At 66.2% G+C, this 16,039-nt stretch carries 20 protein-coding genes and 3 tRNA genes; 9 read left to right on the top strand and 14 right to left on the bottom strand.

Annotated features, from left to right (window positions below; translation table 11 throughout):
- Window positions 1-39 precede the first annotated feature (39 nt).
- Together G6N53_RS10020 and G6N53_RS10015 are read right to left on the bottom strand one after the other, a co-directional pair.
- Window positions 40-999, bottom strand: a complete 960-nt coding sequence (locus G6N53_RS10020) for a helix-turn-helix transcriptional regulator (RefSeq protein ID WP_163888336.1) — start codon at window positions 997-999, stop codon at window positions 40-42.
- A 39-nt stretch (window positions 1,000-1,038) separates the two neighbouring features.
- Window positions 1,039-1,521, bottom strand: a complete 483-nt coding sequence (locus tag G6N53_RS10015) for a DUF2243 domain-containing protein (RefSeq protein WP_163888335.1) — start codon at window positions 1,519-1,521, stop codon at window positions 1,039-1,041.
- A gap of 87 nt (window positions 1,522-1,608) precedes the next feature.
- Between G6N53_RS10015 and G6N53_RS10010 the strand changes: the two genes are divergently transcribed.
- Both G6N53_RS10010 and G6N53_RS10005 read left to right on the top strand, forming a co-directional pair.
- Window positions 1,609-2,139: a DinB family protein gene (locus tag G6N53_RS10010; protein ID WP_163888334.1), complete on the top strand. Its 531-nt coding sequence runs from the start codon at window positions 1,609-1,611 to the stop codon at window positions 2,137-2,139.
- Between the two features lie 3 nt (window positions 2,140-2,142).
- Window positions 2,143-2,742: a DinB family protein gene (locus G6N53_RS10005; RefSeq protein ID WP_163888333.1), complete on the top strand. Its 600-nt coding sequence runs from the start codon at window positions 2,143-2,145 to the stop codon at window positions 2,740-2,742.
- Between the two features lie 91 nt (window positions 2,743-2,833).
- On the opposite strand, the gene G6N53_RS10000 is transcribed toward G6N53_RS10005, so the two are convergent.
- Window positions 2,834-3,442, bottom strand: coding sequence for a TetR/AcrR family transcriptional regulator (locus G6N53_RS10000; protein ID WP_163888332.1), 609 nt, complete (start codon window positions 3,440-3,442; stop codon window positions 2,834-2,836).
- A 92-nt stretch (window positions 3,443-3,534) separates the two neighbouring features.
- Between G6N53_RS10000 and G6N53_RS09995 the strand changes: the two genes are divergently transcribed.
- From G6N53_RS09995 to G6N53_RS09975, 5 genes are all read left to right on the top strand, one after another.
- A complete protein-coding gene (locus tag G6N53_RS09995) occupies window positions 3,535-4,533 on the top strand; it encodes an oxygenase MpaB family protein (RefSeq protein WP_163888331.1) in 999 nt (332 codons plus the stop codon).
- 91 nt (window positions 4,534-4,624) lie between these two features.
- Window positions 4,625-5,992 (top strand): ABC1 kinase family protein, encoded by a 1,368-nt coding sequence (locus G6N53_RS09990; protein ID WP_163888330.1) that lies wholly within the window; start codon window positions 4,625-4,627, stop codon window positions 5,990-5,992.
- Between the two features lie 7 nt (window positions 5,993-5,999).
- Window positions 6,000-6,905 (top strand): alpha/beta fold hydrolase, encoded by a 906-nt coding sequence (locus G6N53_RS09985; RefSeq protein ID WP_163888329.1) that lies wholly within the window; start codon window positions 6,000-6,002, stop codon window positions 6,903-6,905.
- A gap of 110 nt (window positions 6,906-7,015) precedes the next feature.
- Window positions 7,016-7,897 carry a cyclopropane mycolic acid synthase family methyltransferase gene (locus tag G6N53_RS09980; protein WP_163888328.1) on the top strand — a complete coding sequence of 294 codons (882 nt, stop codon included), beginning with the start codon at window positions 7,016-7,018 and terminating at the stop codon, window positions 7,895-7,897.
- Window positions 7,898-8,032: 135 nt separating this feature from the next.
- A complete protein-coding gene (locus tag G6N53_RS09975) occupies window positions 8,033-8,929 on the top strand; it encodes a cyclopropane mycolic acid synthase family methyltransferase (RefSeq protein ID WP_163888327.1) in 897 nt (298 codons plus the stop codon).
- 469 nt (window positions 8,930-9,398) lie between these two features.
- On the opposite strand, the gene rplA is transcribed toward G6N53_RS09975, so the two are convergent.
- From rplA to G6N53_RS09920, 11 genes are all read right to left on the bottom strand, one after another.
- Window positions 9,399-10,106 carry a 50S ribosomal protein L1 gene (gene rplA / locus G6N53_RS09970; protein ID WP_163888326.1) on the bottom strand — a complete coding sequence of 236 codons (708 nt, stop codon included), beginning with the start codon at window positions 10,104-10,106 and terminating at the stop codon, window positions 9,399-9,401.
- A gap of 147 nt (window positions 10,107-10,253) precedes the next feature.
- A complete protein-coding gene (gene rplK, locus G6N53_RS09965) occupies window positions 10,254-10,682 on the bottom strand; it encodes a 50S ribosomal protein L11 (protein WP_163888325.1) in 429 nt (142 codons plus the stop codon).
- A 56-nt stretch (window positions 10,683-10,738) separates the two neighbouring features.
- The gene (gene nusG, locus G6N53_RS09960; protein WP_163888324.1) at window positions 10,739-11,539 is read right to left on the bottom strand and encodes a transcription termination/antitermination protein NusG; all 801 of its coding nucleotides are present in this window, start codon (window positions 11,537-11,539) and stop codon (window positions 10,739-10,741) included.
- A gap of 49 nt (window positions 11,540-11,588) precedes the next feature.
- Window positions 11,589-12,038 (bottom strand): preprotein translocase subunit SecE, encoded by a 450-nt coding sequence (secE, locus tag G6N53_RS09955; RefSeq protein ID WP_163888323.1) that lies wholly within the window; start codon window positions 12,036-12,038, stop codon window positions 11,589-11,591.
- Between the two features lie 73 nt (window positions 12,039-12,111).
- Window positions 12,112-12,184, bottom strand: a tRNA-Trp gene (locus G6N53_RS09950).
- Window positions 12,185-12,346: 162 nt separating this feature from the next.
- The gene (gene hadC, locus G6N53_RS09945) at window positions 12,347-12,856 is read right to left on the bottom strand and encodes a (3R)-hydroxyacyl-ACP dehydratase subunit HadC (protein WP_163888322.1); all 510 of its coding nucleotides are present in this window, start codon (window positions 12,854-12,856) and stop codon (window positions 12,347-12,349) included.
- Window positions 12,857-12,868: 12 nt separating this feature from the next.
- Window positions 12,869-13,297: a (3R)-hydroxyacyl-ACP dehydratase subunit HadB gene (hadB, locus tag G6N53_RS09940; protein WP_163895700.1), complete on the bottom strand. Its 429-nt coding sequence runs from the start codon at window positions 13,295-13,297 to the stop codon at window positions 12,869-12,871.
- Window positions 13,284-13,763 (bottom strand): (3R)-hydroxyacyl-ACP dehydratase subunit HadA, encoded by a 480-nt coding sequence (gene hadA, locus G6N53_RS09935; protein WP_163888321.1) that lies wholly within the window; start codon window positions 13,761-13,763, stop codon window positions 13,284-13,286. The genes hadB and hadA overlap by 14 nt, the downstream gene beginning before the upstream one ends.
- Before the next feature lie 65 nt (window positions 13,764-13,828).
- Window positions 13,829-13,996, bottom strand: coding sequence for a 50S ribosomal protein L33 (gene rpmG, locus G6N53_RS09930; RefSeq protein WP_003929651.1), 168 nt, complete (start codon window positions 13,994-13,996; stop codon window positions 13,829-13,831).
- A 45-nt stretch (window positions 13,997-14,041) separates the two neighbouring features.
- Window positions 14,042-14,115 (bottom strand) — tRNA-Met (locus G6N53_RS09925).
- A 70-nt stretch (window positions 14,116-14,185) separates the two neighbouring features.
- A tRNA-Thr gene (locus G6N53_RS09920) sits at window positions 14,186-14,258 on the bottom strand.
- Window positions 14,259-14,401: 143 nt separating this feature from the next.
- On the opposite strand from G6N53_RS09920, the gene G6N53_RS09915 reads away from it, so the two are divergent.
- A complete protein-coding gene (locus G6N53_RS09915) occupies window positions 14,402-15,118 on the top strand; it encodes an MBL fold metallo-hydrolase (protein ID WP_163888320.1) in 717 nt (238 codons plus the stop codon).
- Window positions 15,119-15,226: 108 nt separating this feature from the next.
- Window positions 15,227-15,994, top strand: coding sequence for a DUF4352 domain-containing protein (locus tag G6N53_RS09910; protein ID WP_163888319.1), 768 nt, complete (start codon window positions 15,227-15,229; stop codon window positions 15,992-15,994).
- The last annotated feature ends 45 nt before the right edge of the window (window positions 15,995-16,039 follow it).

The following is a 16,039-nucleotide window of genomic DNA, read 5'->3' as shown; positions in this document are numbered from 1 at the left end:
CCGCGCGTACGCGGGTTCGCGTACGCGTGCCTCCGGCGGCTACCGGACGGCGCGCGCGATCCGTTCGGCGACCACGCGGACCGCCGCGACGACCTCCGGCGGCCCCAGCACCTCGAAGTCGCAACCCGGTAGGGCCAGCCACGGCACCATGCGTTCGGGGTCGTCGGCTCCGGTCGTGACGATACAGGCGTCGGGGCCGTCGGCCTCGATTTCCACCGATGCCGCCGAAAATGTCTGGGCGACAACGTGTTGAGGTGCCAGATAGCGCACCCGGGCGATATACGGGTACGGCGCCGACGAGATCGCGCGGCCTACGTAGGACGCCGCGTCCGGGGCGTCCCGGGGAACGAAGGTGCTGCCCTGGGCCCGCACGTCGGCCATCCGGTCCAAGCGCAGGCTCCGCCAGTCGGCGCGGTCGCGGTCGAAGCACAGCAGATACCAGCGCCGGCCGGTCGTCACCAGCTGGTAGGGCTCCAGCCGCCGCTGGGTGGCGGTGCCGCGGATGTCGACGTACCCGGCGGTGACGTGTTCGTGGTCCCGGCTGGCGCGGGCGAGCGTCATCAGCACGTCGGGGTCGACGGGGGTGTCGGTGGCCGCACCCAGCGTGACCGTCGCGTCGTGCACGGCCGACACCTGGGATCGCATCCGCGCCGGCATCACCTGGTCGAGCTTGCTCAGTGCGCGCAGCGCCGACTCCCCGATGCCGGCGACGCTGCCGCCGGCGGCGACCCGCAGACACACGGCCATCGCGACCGCTTCATCGGGGTCGAGCAGCAGTGGCGGCAGGGCGGCGCCGGCCCCGAGTTGGTAACCGCCACCGTGGCCGGTGCTGGCGTGCACGGGGTAGCCGAGTTCCCGCAGCCGGTCGACGTCCCGTCGCACGCTGCGCGTCGTCACCTTCAGCCGCTCCGCCAGTTCGTCGCCGCTCCACACTCGGCGGGATTGCAACAGGCCGAGCAGCTGCAACACCCGCCCGGTGGTGGTGGACGTCGACGACACAGCGTCAGCCTGCCAGAAGCAGCGGACAGTTTCGGTCCGCTAAGCCGCCTGGTCCTGCAGCGACCGGGCGCCGCGTCGGTGCAGCAGCCAGCCACCACCGAGCAGGACGACCCCGGACACCAGGAAGCCGATATCCCACGACAGGGGTGCACCGAGGTCGTCGCGGACGTGGTGGATGCCGAGCAGCTGATGGTTGATCAGTCCTTCGACCAGGTTGAATGCGCCCCAACCGGCCAGCAGCAGACCGACTTGGAACGACCAGTTCGGCGCCAGCCGCCCCCGGCGCCATTCGGTCACGGTCAGGATCGAGCCGGCCATCACGAGCAGCCAGGTGCCGACGTGGAAAAACCCGTCGGCCACCACATTGAGTTCGAGGCCGGCCACGGTGTCTGTCGGCTCGGAGCCGCTGATCATGTGGTGCCACTGCAGGATTTCGTGCAGGACGATGCCGTCGACGAAGCCGCCAAACCCCAGGCCGAGGAGCAGCCCGGGCAGCGGACTCGGTGATCGCGATCGGGTCATACCTGCGCCTTACCCATCCGGCCGCGTTCCAACCGGCACGGACGTCTTAGGACCGATCCTGTCCTACACCAGTGCGAGGCTGAGGCCATGACTTCGACAACGCTGGCCGTGCAGTTGGCCGACCAGTTGGATTTCCACTGGACCCACCAGTTGCGGCCCCGCCTCGACGGCCTGACCGACGACGAATACTTCTGGCAGCCCGTGCCGGGGTGGACCGTTCATCGTGACGGCGGTATCGACTTCAGCTTCCCGCCGCCGAACCCTGAACCGTTCACGACGATCGCCTGGCGCATGGCACATGTCATCGTGGGTGTGTTCGCCATGCGCAGCCATTCACATTTCGGCGGGCCGCCCGCCGACTACTCATCGTGGCGGTACGCCACCGATGCCGCGACCGCACTGGGGCAGTGGGACGAGGAGTACGCGCGCTGGATGACGGGCGTGCGCGGCCTCGATGACGCCGCTCTCGCCACGCCGTGCGGACCGGCCGAGGGGCCGTACGCCGACGAACCGATGACCACGCTCGTGCTGCACATCAACCGCGAGGTGATCCACCACGGAGCCGAGATCTCGCTGCTTCGTGATCTCTACACCCACACCCACGACAAGGAGAACTGACCGATGGCCGCCATGCCCCCTCCCATCGCCGACGAGCGCGCCGGACTGAAGGAATACGTCGCCGCGCAGCAGCACGCATTCCGTGCGATCGCCTTCGGGCTGACCGACGAGCAGGCCCGGTCCGCTCCCTCGGTCAGCGCGCTGTCCATCGGCGGGCTGATCAAACACGTCACGAACTGCCAGCGCGGGTGGATGGAGCGGGTTGCCGCGGCCCCGCAACTCGCCGCGAGCGACCAGCGGCCGATGGCCGAGCAGGCCGCCGACTACGGGGATGAGTTCGTGATGCGCGAAGACGAGACGCTGGCCGGCATCCTCGAGGAGTTCGACAAGCAGAACGCCGAGACCATCCGGTTGATCGAGACCGCGGACCTCGGTGCGGCGGTGCCGATCCCGCAGGACGTGCCGTGGTTCCCCAAGGACGTGCCGGCCTGGTCGGTGCGCTGGGTGATCTTCCACATGATCGAGGAGCTGGCCCGGCACGCAGGCCACGGCGACATCGTCCGCGAGAGCATCGACGGCGCGACGCTCTACGAGCTCCTCGGTGCTGTCGAGGGGTGGCCGGAGACCGACTGGCTCAAGCCCTGGACACCGGCCGAGGTGTAGCCCCGAGAACGCACGCCCCCTTTCCGCCGGAACGGTATTCCAGCAGCGAAATACCGAGCGACGGCCTGCTGGAATACCGTTCCGGCGAGGGTCAGCGCAGGACGAACTGCAGTGCGTAGTCCACGACGGCATCGAGGTCGTCGCCGAGATGCCCGGCCAACCACTGCTGCGCCAGCTCCGCCATCGCGCCGGTGTACATCGCGGCACCCACCATCGCGGCGACGGGGTCGGTGTCGGGCTGCAACCGCCAGCCCTCGGTGAGCACGCCTTCGCGCAGCAGATCCTGCGTCGCCGCCCGCCGCGCCGCCAGCACCCGGTTGGCGCGGGCGTCGGTGAACAACACCCGGCCGCGCCTCGGGTCGGCCGAGCTGAAGTCGAGGACCGCGGCGATGCCCGCACGGGTACGGGCGCGCAAGCTGTCCCCCGCCCGGGCCATCGCGTCCTCGACCGCCGCCCCGAGCTCGGCGCTGACCCGGTCGTAGACGGCGCCCAACAGGTCGTCGGTGTCGGCGAAGCTCTCATAGAAGTAGCGGGTGTTGAGTCCGCACTCGCGAGAGACCGAGCGCACCGACAGCGCGGCCTCGCCGCCGTCACCGAACAGCCGCAGAGCGGCATCGACCAGCAGTGCTCGGCGCTCTGCCCGCCGGTCGGTCAGCGGGACGCCGGCCCACTTGGTCGGATTCGACGGAGGGCTGGACACCGCTTCAGCCTAGATTGCTCGACGACAGTTCTGGTCACAACCGTGCCCAAAAGGTATTCTGGCTACAGCCGTGACCACTAATGGAGGTATCGATGTTCCTGCCGCACCAGATCGTCGGACAGCAACTGAACAAGCGGTTCGACCAGGACGTGCGTCGGCACTTCTTCCGCGGCATGGAGTTCGCCGGCCCGGTCGGTGACCCCGGTTGGTTCGGCCCGGGCAGTGCGGTGTGGCATGTGCACTCCCATATGCACTCGCTGGTGTTCGGTCTGCAGTGCGCCGCCTACATCGAGCGTCTCGACCCGTCGATCTACTGGATGGGGGTGCACCATTCGCGACTGGTCAAGAAGGACAGCAGGGACGCCCCGATGCCCGAGATCGACCCGAAGGGTGCGGCAGTGCGACTGGGACATTCGGTGGCGTTCTTCATCGGCACCGCCTACGGATCCACGCCCACTGCCGAACGCCTCGCGACGGCGGTGCGGTCGATGCACCACACCGTGAAGGGGACACGACCGGACGGCGCCCGCTACGACGCCGACGACCCTGACTGGCTGCGCTGGAACTACGCGACCGTGGTGTGGGGCATCGCCACCGCGCATCAGCTCTATCATCCACAACCGTTGCGGGGCAACGACATCGACCGCTACTACGGTGAGTTCGTCCGAGTCGGGCACGCCCTCGGCGGAACCGACCTGCCCAGCACCAAGCAGGAGACCCTGGACTGTCTGGAGTCCTATCTGCCCAGGTTGGCCGTCACCTACGGCACCGCGATGGCGACCGGGCCCAACCTGCCGCTGCCACAGAGTGCACTCAACTGGGCCATCCGCGACACGATGCCCCGGTGGGCCAAGGGCCTGATCCAGCACCGCGACCCCAACATCATCGAGCGCACCGCCCGTCGGGCGTTGGTGTGGTCGATCATCAACGGCATCTCGGCCGCCTCGGGTCCGGTGCCGGAGTTCGAGCAGGCGAAAGCCCGGGTTGCCGACGGCATCGATCCGGACCTGGCGCCGCACACCCTGCCGACCCATCAGCCGGGCAGCGATCCGGTGCGGACCCGCTCCGAGCTGGAGGATGCGTTCGCCTGACCGCCACACCACCCCCGCTCCGCCGGGACCGGACTGTGACCCGGTGCACAGCTTTTTTCACCGACCAGCAGATTTTGAGACACTGCAACCCATGAGCACCACGCGAAAGACCAAGCAGACACAGCACCGCGAGGTCGCCAAGCTGGACCGGGTGCCCTTGCCTGTGGAGGCAGCACGCGTCGGGGTGACGGGATGGCAGGTGACCCGCACCGGCGCGCGCGTCGTCGGCAAGCTCGCCGGCCGCGGCTCGCTGCAGCAGAAGATCGTCAAGCAGATTCCTCAGGCGTTCGCCGACCTGGGGCCCACCTACGTCAAGTTCGGCCAGATCATCGCATCCAGCCCGGGCGCGTTCGGCGAGCCGCTGAGCCGGGAGTTCCGCAGCCTCCTCGACCGCGTCCCCCCTGCGGACTCCGACGCCGTGCACAAACTGTTCCAGGAGGACCTCGGCGACGAGCCGGCGAACCTGTTCAAGTCCTTCGACGAGAAACCGTTCGCCTCGGCGTCGATCGCCCAGGTGCACTACGCGACGCTGCACACCGGCGAGGAGGTCGTGGTCAAGATCCAGCGGCCGGGAATCCGCCGCCGGGTGGCCGCCGACCTGCAGATCCTCAAGCGGGGCGCGCGGCTGGTCGAGTTCGCGAAGCTGGGCCAACGGCTGTCGGCCCAGGACGTCGTCGCCGACTTCGCCGACAACCTGGCCGAGGAGCTGGACTTCCGGCTGGAGGCCCAGTCGATGGACGCGTGGGTCGCGCACATGCACGCCTCCCCGCTGGGCAAGAACATCAGGGTGCCGCAGGTGTACTGGGACCTGACCAGTGAGCGGGTGCTGACGATGGAGCGGGTCACCGGGGTGCGCATCGACGACGTCGCCGCGATCCGCGAGAAGGGATTCGACGGCACCGAACTGGTCAAGGCGCTGCTTTTCAGCCTGTTCGAGGGCGGGCTGCGCCACGGCCTGTTCCACGGCGACCTGCACGCCGGCAACCTCTACGTCGACGACGACGGCAAGATCGTGTTCTTCGACTTCGGCATCATGGGCCGTATCGACCCCCGCACCCGGTGGCTGCTACGGGAACTGGTGCACGCACTGCTGGTCAAAAAGGACCACGCCACCGCGGGCAAGATCGTCGTGATGATGGGCGCCGTGGGCACCGTCAAGCCCGAAGCCCAGGCCGCCAAGGACCTGGAGAAGTTCGCCACGCCGCTGACCGCGACATCGCTCGGCGACCTGAGCTACGCCGAGATCGGCAAGCAACTCTCGGCATTGGCCGAGGCCTATGACGTCAAGCTGCCCCGCGAGCTGGTGTTGATCGGCAAGCAGTTCCTCTATGTCGAGCGCTACATGAAACTGCTGGCGCCACGCTGGCAGATGATGAGCGACCCGCAGCTCACCGGCTACTTCGCGAACTTCATGGTCGAGATCAGCCGGGAGCACAAAGAAAACGACCTGGAGGTCTGATCTCACCGTGGAGATACGAGAAGGTAAGGCGCCGTCGGGTGATGTGAAGATCCACTACGAGGACATGGGCGATCCCGACCACCCGGCCGTCCTGCTGATCATGGGCCTCGGCGCGCAGCTGCTGTTCTGGCAGGAGGACTTCTGCCGCAAGCTCGTCGACCAGGGCCTGCGGGTGATCCGATACGACAACCGCGACGTGGGCCTGTCGACCTACTACGACGGACAGCGCACGAAGGGTTCGCAGATCGGCAACATGGCCCGATCAGTGCTGGGCCGGCGCAGCCCGGCGGTGTACACGCTCGAGGACATGGCCGACGACGCGGCCGCGCTGCTGGACCACCTCGACATCGACCGCGCGCATGTGGTCGGCGCATCGATGGGCGGGATGATCGCGCAGATCGTCGCGGCACGGCATGCCGAGCGCACCAAGACGCTCGGCGTGATCTTCTCGTCGAACAACCAGGCGCTGCTGCCGCCACCGGGGCCGCGGCATCTCCTCGCTGTGGTCACCGGGCCGGCACCGGACTCGCCGCGGGACGTGATCATCGAGAACTCGATCCGGGTCAGCCGCATCATCGGCAGCCCCGACTATCCGAAGCCGGTGGAGATGCTGCGCGCCGACGCGATCGCGTTCTACGACCGAGCGTTCAACCCCTACGGCATCGCGCGGCAGTTCAATGCGATCACCGGCAGCGGCAGCCTGCGCAAGTACAACAAGCAGACCACCGCCCCGACGGTGGTCATCCACGGCAAAGCGGACAAGCTGATGCGGCCGTCTGGTGGACGGGCCGTCGCCCGGGCGATCCCGGGCGCGCGACTGGTGCTCTTCGACGGCATGGGACACGAACTTCCCGAACCGCTTTGGGACGACATCGTGGGTGAGTTGACGACCACTTTCGCCGAAGTGTCCTGACTCACGCGTCAATCCTCAGCTTCCCGAAAGCACGTACCATCTCTGTCGGGCACACACGACCGCCGTCTCAGGAGAACCTCTCCGGGCCGTGCTCTGAAGGTGACCACCGTATGGCCAAGGCAAAACGAAATCTCAAACCACACTTCGAAGACGTCCAGGCGCACTACGACCTGTCCGACGACTTCTTCAGGCTGTTCCTCGATCCGTCGCAGACCTACAGCTGCGCCTACTTCGAACGCGATGACATGACGCTGGAAGAAGCACAGCTGGCGAAGGTGGATCTGGCGCTGGGCAAGCTCGGCCTGCAGCCGGGGATGACGCTGCTGGACATCGGCTGCGGCTGGGGGGCGACGATGACGCGCGCCATCGAGCGGTATGACGTCAACGTCATCGGCCTCACGCTCAGCGAGAACCAGAAGGCACACGTGGAGCGCACGTTCGCCGACCTCGACGAGAAGGGCAGCACCCGCTCCAAGCAGGTGCTGCTGCAGGGCTGGGAGCAGTTCGACCAGCCCGTCGACCGGATCGTGTCGATCGGGGCGTTCGAGCACTTCGGCCGGGACCGCTGGGACGACTTCTTCGCGATGGCCCACAAGGCGTTGCCCGACGACGGCGTGATGCTGCTGCACACCATCACGGCGCTGACGTTGCCGCAGATGACAGAGCGCGGCATGCCGCTGACCATCTCGGTGGCCAAGTTCGTCAAGTTCATCCTCACCGAGATCTTCCCGGGCGGGTACCTGCCGACCATCGAGCTGGTCGGTGAGCACGCTGCCAAGCCCGGCTTCCAGCTGACCCGCACGCAGTCGCTGCAGCCGCACTACGCCCGCACCCTGGACCTGTGGGCCGCGGCGCTGGAGGCGCACAAGGACGAGGCAATCGCCATCCAGTCCGAAGAGGTCTACGAGCGCTACATGCACTACCTGACCGGTTGCGCCGACGGTTTCCGGATCGGCTACATCGACGTCAACCAGTTCACCCTCGCCAAGTAGGGACCGCCCGGGCCGGGATTGGATCGACGCGCAGCCCAAACGCTAGGGTTGACCCTTCAGCGCGTGTTTGCAGAAAGTCGGGCCGCGCTTTCGGTACGGTCACTCCACATCGTCGGCTAGCGCAGCAAGGAAAACATGTCTGATCAATCCACCGGCACCAAGGATATGACGCCTCACTTCGAGGACATCCAGGCTCACTACGACCTGTCCGACGACTTCTTCGGGGTCTTCCAGGATCCGACCCGCAAGTACAGCTGCGCCTTCTTCACCGGTCCCAATGTGACGCTGTCGGAAGCGCAGGTCGCCAATGTCGACCAGCACCTGGACCGGTTGGACCTCAAGCCCGGGATGACGCTGCTCGAGGTCGGCTGCGGCTGGGGGCTGACGATGCAGCGCGCCATGGAGAAATACGACGTCAACGTCATCGGCCTGACGCTGAGCAAAAACCAGCAGGCCTACTGCAACCAGCTGCTGAGCAAGGTCGACTCCGAGCGCACCTTCGACGTGCGGCTGGAGGGGTGGGAGCAGTTCCACAGCCCCGTCGACCGGATCGTGTCGATCGAGGCGTTCGAGCACTTCGGCAAGGACCGCTGGGACGACTTCTTCAAGACCTGTTTCGAGATCCTGCCGGAGGACGGCCGGATGACGATCCAGAGCAGCGTCGGCTATCACCCGTACGATCTCGCCGAGCGTGGGAAGAAGCTGACCTTCGAGCTGGCCCGGTTCGTCAAGTTCATGATCACCGAGATCTTCCCCGGCGGCCGGGTGCCGACGACGCAGATGATGGTCGAGCACGGCGAGAAGGCCGGCTTCGTGGTGCCCGAGACCATGTCGCTGCGCAACCACTACATCAAGACGTTGGGCATCTGGGCGAGCCGACTCGAGGCCGCCAAGGACGAGGCGATCGCGGCCACCGACGAGGAGAACTACCACCGCTACATGAAGTACCTGACCGGCTGCCAGTACTACTTCATCGACGAGAGCATCGACGTCAGCCTCGTCACGTACCTGAAGCCCGGCCTCGCCGCCTGACCTGCCCTGCGGGCCGGTTCGCATTGCCGAATCCTGACGTCGCAGCGCGACACCCGAGGAAAACCACTCCCCCGGATCCGCGGAAGTGTTTGCCATAAAGCGCAACGGCAGATCCGGTCAACCCGCGGGCGACCAACCCGAACCCGTCGGTATCTCGACGAAACTGCAGCGGAAACGGGTGCGGCCAATATTGTCACCGACGATAATCGCTGATGGTGTCACCAACTGACACCCAAAATGTTATGTTGCTGTGACGGGGTGCTCCTCGGCCACCACACATCGGAGTTCAGATGGGGGATACGGCGTCGATCCTCCGACCTGATGCTGAACCACTGTTCGTGGGGGGCGGCGGCGTCAGCGGGGCCGGAGGTATACGGCGACCGAGGAGCACTCCGAGAACTGCAACAAGAAAAAACCCCGTACCGGGTGGGTGCGGGGTTTCTTCTTGGTCTCCGGCTGGCGCCTACGCCTACGCCTCCGCGAAATTGCGGGTCACCGCCGGGTCCACCGGGATGCCCGGTCCGGTGGTGGTCGAGACGACGACCTTCTTCAGGTAGCGCCCCTTCGACGACGACGGCTTGGCGCGCAGGATCTCGTCGAGCGCCGCGCCGTAGTTCTCGGCCAGCAGCTTCTCGTCGAACGATGCCTTACCGATCACGAAGTGCAGGTTGGCCTGCTTGTCGACGCGGAAGTTGATCTTGCCGCCCTTGATGTCCGAGACGGCCTTGGCCACATCCGGGGTGACGGTGCCGGTCTTCGGGTTCGGCATCAGGCCGCGCGGGCCGAGGATACGGGCGATGCGGCCGACCTTGGCCATCTGGTCGGGCGTCGCGATCGCGGCGTCGAAGTCGAGGAAACCGCCCTGGATCTTCTCGATCAGGTCGTCGCTACCGACGATGTCGGCGCCCGCGGCTTCGGCGGCCTCGGCCTTGTCCCCGACAGCGAACACCGCGACGCGGGCGGTCTTACCGGTGCCGTGTGGAAGGTTCACGGTGCCGCGCACCATCTGGTCGGCCTTACGCGGATCGACACCGAGGCGAATCGCCACCTCGACGGTGGCATCCTGCTTCTTCGACGACGTCTCCTTGGCCAGCTTCGCGGCCTCGAGCGGCGTGTACAGCTTGTCCTGGTCGACCTTCTCCGCGGCTTCGCGGAATGCCTTGCTGTTCTTGCTCATCTTCGTCTCCTGGATAGAAGTTGTGGTTGGCGGGCCGGAGCTGGCCCTCCCACGGAATTACTGTGTTGAGACTGCGCTCAGGGCAGTCCTCACTCGGACTTTGGTGTCCTCAGTGCAGTCTCAACGGCGGTTCACCGCTATGCCGTGCTATTCGACGGTGATCCCCATCGACCGGGCGGTGCCGGCGATGATCTTGGCCGCCTGATCGATGTTGTTGGCGTTGAGATCTTCCTTCTTGGTCTCGGCGATCTCGCGCACCTGATCCCAGGTCACCTTGGCGACCTTGGTCTTGTGCGGCTCACCGGAACCCTTCGCCACACCGGCCGCCTTGAGCAGCAGCTTTGCTGCGGGCGGGGTCTTCAGCGCGAACGTGAAGCTGCGGTCCTCGTAGACGGTGATCTCCACGGGGATGACGTTGCCCCGCTGCGACTCGGTCGCCGCGTTGTACGCCTTGCAGAACTCCATGATGTTGACACCGTGCTGGCCGAGCGCAGGACCGACCGGCGGGGCGGGGTTGGCCTGCCCGGCCTGGATCTGCAGCTTGATCAGCCCGGTGACCTTCTTCTTCGGGGCCATGCTCTGTGGTGTTCCTTTTCTTTTCTGGGGTTCTGGTGATGGGCACAGTGGCCCGACTAGATCTTGGCGACCTGGGTGAAGGTCAGTTCGACGGGTGTCTCGCGGCCGAAGATGGACACCAGCACCTTGAGCTTCTGCTGTTCGGCGTTGACCTCGCTGATCGATGCCGGCAACGTCGCGAACGGACCGTCCATGACGGTGACCGATTCTCCGACCTCGAAGTCGACCTCGATGGACGGACGCTCATCCGCGCCGATCTCGGCGGCCGCCGCGGAGGCGGACGAGACCTTGCCGGGCTTCTTCGCCGCTGCCGGCGGGAGCAGGAACTTGACCACGTCGTCGAGCGACAGCGGTGATGGACGTGACGTCGCACCGACGAAACCGGTCACGCCGGGGGTGTTGCGCACCGCGCCCCACGATTCGTCGTTGAGTTCCATGCGGACCAGGATGTAGCCCGGCAGCACCTTGCGGTTGACCTGCTTGCGCTGGCCGTTCTTGATCTCGGTGACCTCTTCGGTGGGCACCTCCACCTGGAAGATGTAGTCCCCGACGTCCAGGTTCTGCACGCGGGTCTCGAGGTTGGCCTTCACCTTGTTCTCGTAACCGGCATACGAGTGGATGACGTACCACTCGCCCGGCTTGAGGCGCAGCTCCTTCTTCAGGGCGACGGCCGGGTCCTCGTCCTCCTCCGGCGCTGCTTCGGCGGTAGCTTCGGCAGCCGAGCTCTCGTCGGTCACATCGTCGCTGGCACCCTCGGCCCCCGTGTCAGGCTCGGCGTCGGCGCCAACGTTGGCCTCGTCGACCTCGATGGTGTCGACGGTGTCACCCGAAGGCGTTTCGCCGTCGAAGCTAGTCACGTGTAGTCCTCTCTCAATTTCACTGTCAGTGCTCACCGACCCTTCGGGGTCAGCCGAACACCATCGTCACGAGCCTGGCCAGACCCAGGTCGGTGAACCCGATCAGCGCCACCATGAACGCGAGGAAAATCAGCACGACCGTGGTGTAGGTGACCATCTGCTTGCGGTTCGGCCAGATGACCTTGCGCAGCTCGCCGATGACTTCCTGCAGATAGTTCAGGACAAACGCGAAGGGGTTGCGTGACGGCCCGTCCTTGGGCTTCTTGGCGGTCTTCTTGGGCCCGCCACCCTTGCCTCCGTCGTCGCCGCCGCCCGAACTGTCCGTCTCCGGCGCCTCGTCGGAGTCGGCTGAATCGGATTCGGTCACCGCACCGCGCCGTGACCGCTTGCCGGTGGGCCGCTGCGGCCGCGTCACGACCGCCGTCTGGCTACCGTTGTCACCGTTGTCGGGCCCGGTACCGGTGTCTGCGGAGCCGGCACCTTCGCGCTCGTCGCTCACCGCATGCTTCCTTTTCTGCTCGTGTGGTCTCGTGTGCTCACCTTCCAGTGTGCACTTGTCGACTATTCAGTTGCAGGGGCGACAGGACTTGAACCTGCAACCTGCGGTTTTGGAGACCGCTGCTCTGCCAGTTGAGCTACGCCCCTTCATAGCGGGTCAGGGGCCCACACAATTCGCGCGCTCCCCGTTCGGTCGATCTGGGCCGACGGACAGCGCGCTGGACTGGGAAAACCCCGAGGACCGAGTGTAGCGTGCCCCCGGTCGGAGTTACTAATCCGGTCCGGGCCTGTCGGTGCCCGGCTGACCCGTCACTCGCCCGCGGCCTTGCGGACGACCTGGCCGGTCTCAGGATCCCACTTCACCGAGATCGAGTTGTCGCCTTCGTGGCCCATCAGCGTCGTGTAGGACTCCATCACCACCTCGCCGTTCGGCCGGGCGACGACGTTGCGGGTGGTGACGATGTCGGCGCCGAAGCGTTCGTCCACCGTCTCGATGTACATGGTCCCGGTGAGTTCGTCACCGGCCTTGATCGGCTGATGGAACAGGAACTTCTGATCGACCTGCACGATCTGCATCGTTTCCAGGCCGACGTCGACGTTCTGGAAGAAGTGGTTCTGGATCATCACCGCGAAGATCGACATGAAGGTCGGCGACGCGACGATCCCGCCGTGTCCGAGCGCGGCGGCCGCGTCCTCGTCATGCGATGCCGGGTCGGCGGCCTTCACGGCTTTTGCGTACTGCCGGACCTGTTCGCGGCCGACGACGTAGGTGTCGGGGTATTTCCAGACCATTCCCCGAATGTCTGTCTTCAGAGCCATGTCAGCACCCGCTCAGGCCAGCTTGGCGTTGGCAATTGCGCGGCCGAAGATCTTCTTGCCGCCGGAGGTGGCGCTGATGGCGATCACGATCGACTTGGTCTCGGGATCAACCGCTTTCACGCGTCCGTTGAAGACGATCTCGGCGCCCTTGCCGTCGTTGGGCACCGGCACCACGGCCGTGAACCGCACGTTGTACTCGGTGACAGCGCCGGGGTCGCCGACCCACGACGTGACGTAGCCGCCGCCGAGCCCCATGGTGAGCATGCCGTGGGCGATCGCGGTGTCCAGACCGACCTGCTTGGCGATCTCGTCGTCCCAGTGGATCGGGTTCAGGTCACCGGACACCCCGGCGTAGTTGACGAGGTCACCCCTGGTCAAGGGGATGATCTTCTCGGGCAGCTGATCGCCGACCTTGACCGAACTGAACTCACGCAGTGCCATCTTGGAAGCCACTCTTTCCGTCTTCTTCGCTACGTCCCGCCAGGGTGGTGTAGCTCTCCTGCACGATGTCGCCGTTGGCGTTGCTGATGATGTTCTTGGTGGTGATGATGTCGGTGCCGTGGGCTTTACGGATCGAATCGATGTACACGTCGCAGTACAGCCGGTCGCCGGCCTTGATCGGCTTGAGGTACTTGAGTAGCTGGTCGACCTGCACGATCTGGGCATCGGTGATGCCGATGTTGGCGGCGGCGAACATCGCCGACTGCGCCTGGTAACCGAACACCGAGATGAACGTCAACGGGGCGAGCAGGGCGTCGTAGCCGAGGTCGGCGGCCGCGTTCTCGTCGACGAACGCGGCGTCGTCGTTCTTGACCGCTACGGCGTACTCGCGGATCTTCTCGCGGCCGACCTCGTAGTGGTCGGGATAGCGGAAGTGCAGCCCGACGTAATCGTCCAGGAAAGACACCAGATGAACCTACCTAGTCGAGCTCAGCAACCGCGGATCGACGGCTCCCGGCCCGGTCGTCCCGCTCAGCGCGACTCTTTGTGGGCCTGGTGCTTGCCGCAGTTCGGGCAGAACTTCTTGATCTCGAGCCGGTCGGGATCGTTGCGACGGTTCTTCTTCGTGATGTAGTTGCGGTGCTTGCACACCTCGCACGCCAAAGTGATCTTCGGCCGAACGTCTGTACTGGACGCCACGTCAGGTGCCTCTTTCTCAAAACTCGGTCGATCTCGTACTGCGTGTAGCGGTGGGGGGGCTCGATCCCCCGACCTCACGATTATGAGTCGTGCGCTCTAACCAGCTGAGCTACACCGCCCCGATGGGCACGGGTCGGCGCACCGCTAGGAGCTTGTCTCCCGTCGCTTCGCTCGCCCCGCTGTCCACCGAGCCCCCTAACGGAATCGAACCGTTGACCTTTTCCTTACCATGGAAACGCTCTACCGACTGAGCTAAGGGGGCATTGCTGCCTTGCTTGGGTACTGCAGCCCACCGCCGAGCGATGGGCCTTAAAGAGGGTACATTCTCAGCGTTTGCCACGCCAAACCGCTGGTCACTGCGGGGCCATCGCGTCCCCCCGGCCCGGGGTGCATACGCTGAACGCCATGGCTGACTCGGACCGCCTCTATTTCAGGCAGCTGCTCTCGGGCCGCGATTTCGCGGCCGGCGACATGATCGCCCAGCAGATGCGCAACTTCGCCTACCTCATCGGCGACCGGCAGACCGGCGACACCGTGGTGGTGGATCCCGCCTATGCGGCCCAGGACCTGGTGGACGCGCTGGAGTCGGACGGCATGCATCTGTCGGGGGTGCTGGTCACCCACCACCACCCCGACCATGTCGGCGGCTCGATGATGGGTTTCGAGCTCAAGGGCCTCGCCGAACTGCTGGAACGCGTCAGCGTCCCGGTCCACGTCAACGCCCAGGAAGCGGATTGGGTTTCGCGGGTCACCGGGATCGCGCCGAGCGAGCTGACGTCACATCAGCACGGCGACAAGGTCAGCGTCGGCGACATCGACATCGAGCTGCTGCACACTCCGGGCCACACCCCCGGCAGCCAGTGCTTCCTGCTCGACGGCCGGCTCGTCGCCGGCGACACGCTCTTCCTGGAGGGCTGCGGCCGCACCGACTTCCCCGGCGGCGACGCCGACGAGATGTTCCGCAGCCTGCAGGCGCTCGCGCAGCTGCCCGGTGATCCCACCGTCTTCCCCGGACACTGGTACTCCGCGGAGCCGAGCGCCCAGCTCTCGGAGGTCCGAAGCAGCAACTACGTCTACCGGGCCAGCAATCTGGACCAGTGGCGCATGCTGATGGGCGGCTGACCCGGCGCTGCCATCGCTCGGCTTGAGTGAACGCCGGCCGACAAGGTGGTCGTGGGATATTCTCCCGATGCTGGGCGCCGGCCGGCGCGTTGACGGGAGGGCCCCGCGATGACCACACCGCAAACGCCTGCTGGATGGTATTCCGACCCGGACGGTTCCAGCGGGCAACGTTACTGGGACGGCAACACGTGGACCCACCACCGCGCCGACGCACCGCAGCCGCCTCCCCCACCTCCCGGTCCGCCGCCTCCGGATGCCACCGGCGCCCACCGGCAACTGCTGGTGCGCTACCTGGCGGTGTGTGCGGCCCTGCTGGCGGTGCTGGTGGCCGTCGCCGTTTATGCGGCCTTCTTCGCCGACGACGGCTCGGTGACGATCGAGGCGTCCGACGACCCGGTCACATCTCAGACCGCCGGCCCGCCCGCGACCGGGGACAGCGGCTGGGGCGATGAGCCGTCCGAAACGTCGACCGAGACCACGACAGAGGCGCCGCCGACCGACGCCGGCGAGGTCACCGATGGACCCCTGGCGTTCACGGTGCACGGTGTCGAGGTCGGTCCGACCGTCGAGTCCGCCGATTTCCCGCTGGAGAAGACCGCCGCGGGCGAGTTCGTCATCGTGTACCTGACGGTCACGAACGTCAGCGATGCGCCGGCGACGTTCCTCGGGACCTTCCAGAAGCTCAGGGCCGGCAGCACCGTGTATTCCATCGATGACGAGGCGACGTTCTACACCGGCGGCGCCCTTGCCGAACTCGGGCCCGGCGACCAGGCCGAGGTCGCGGTCGCCTACGACGTGCCGCCCGGAACCAGCCCCGACGCCATCGAGCTGCGCGCCGATCCACTCAGCCCGGGCACGGAGGTGCCGCTCTCATAGCCGAGCGGCGCGCTGTTAGGTTCGATCCGCCGAACCGGCCCGACA

The organism is Mycolicibacterium hippocampi (genome assembly GCF_010723735.1).
GTDB lineage: Bacteria > Actinomycetota > Actinomycetes > Mycobacteriales > Mycobacteriaceae > Mycobacterium > Mycobacterium hippocampi.
Note: the sequence above shows the minus strand (reverse complement) of the source record. Positions and strands in the feature narration are given on the sequence as shown.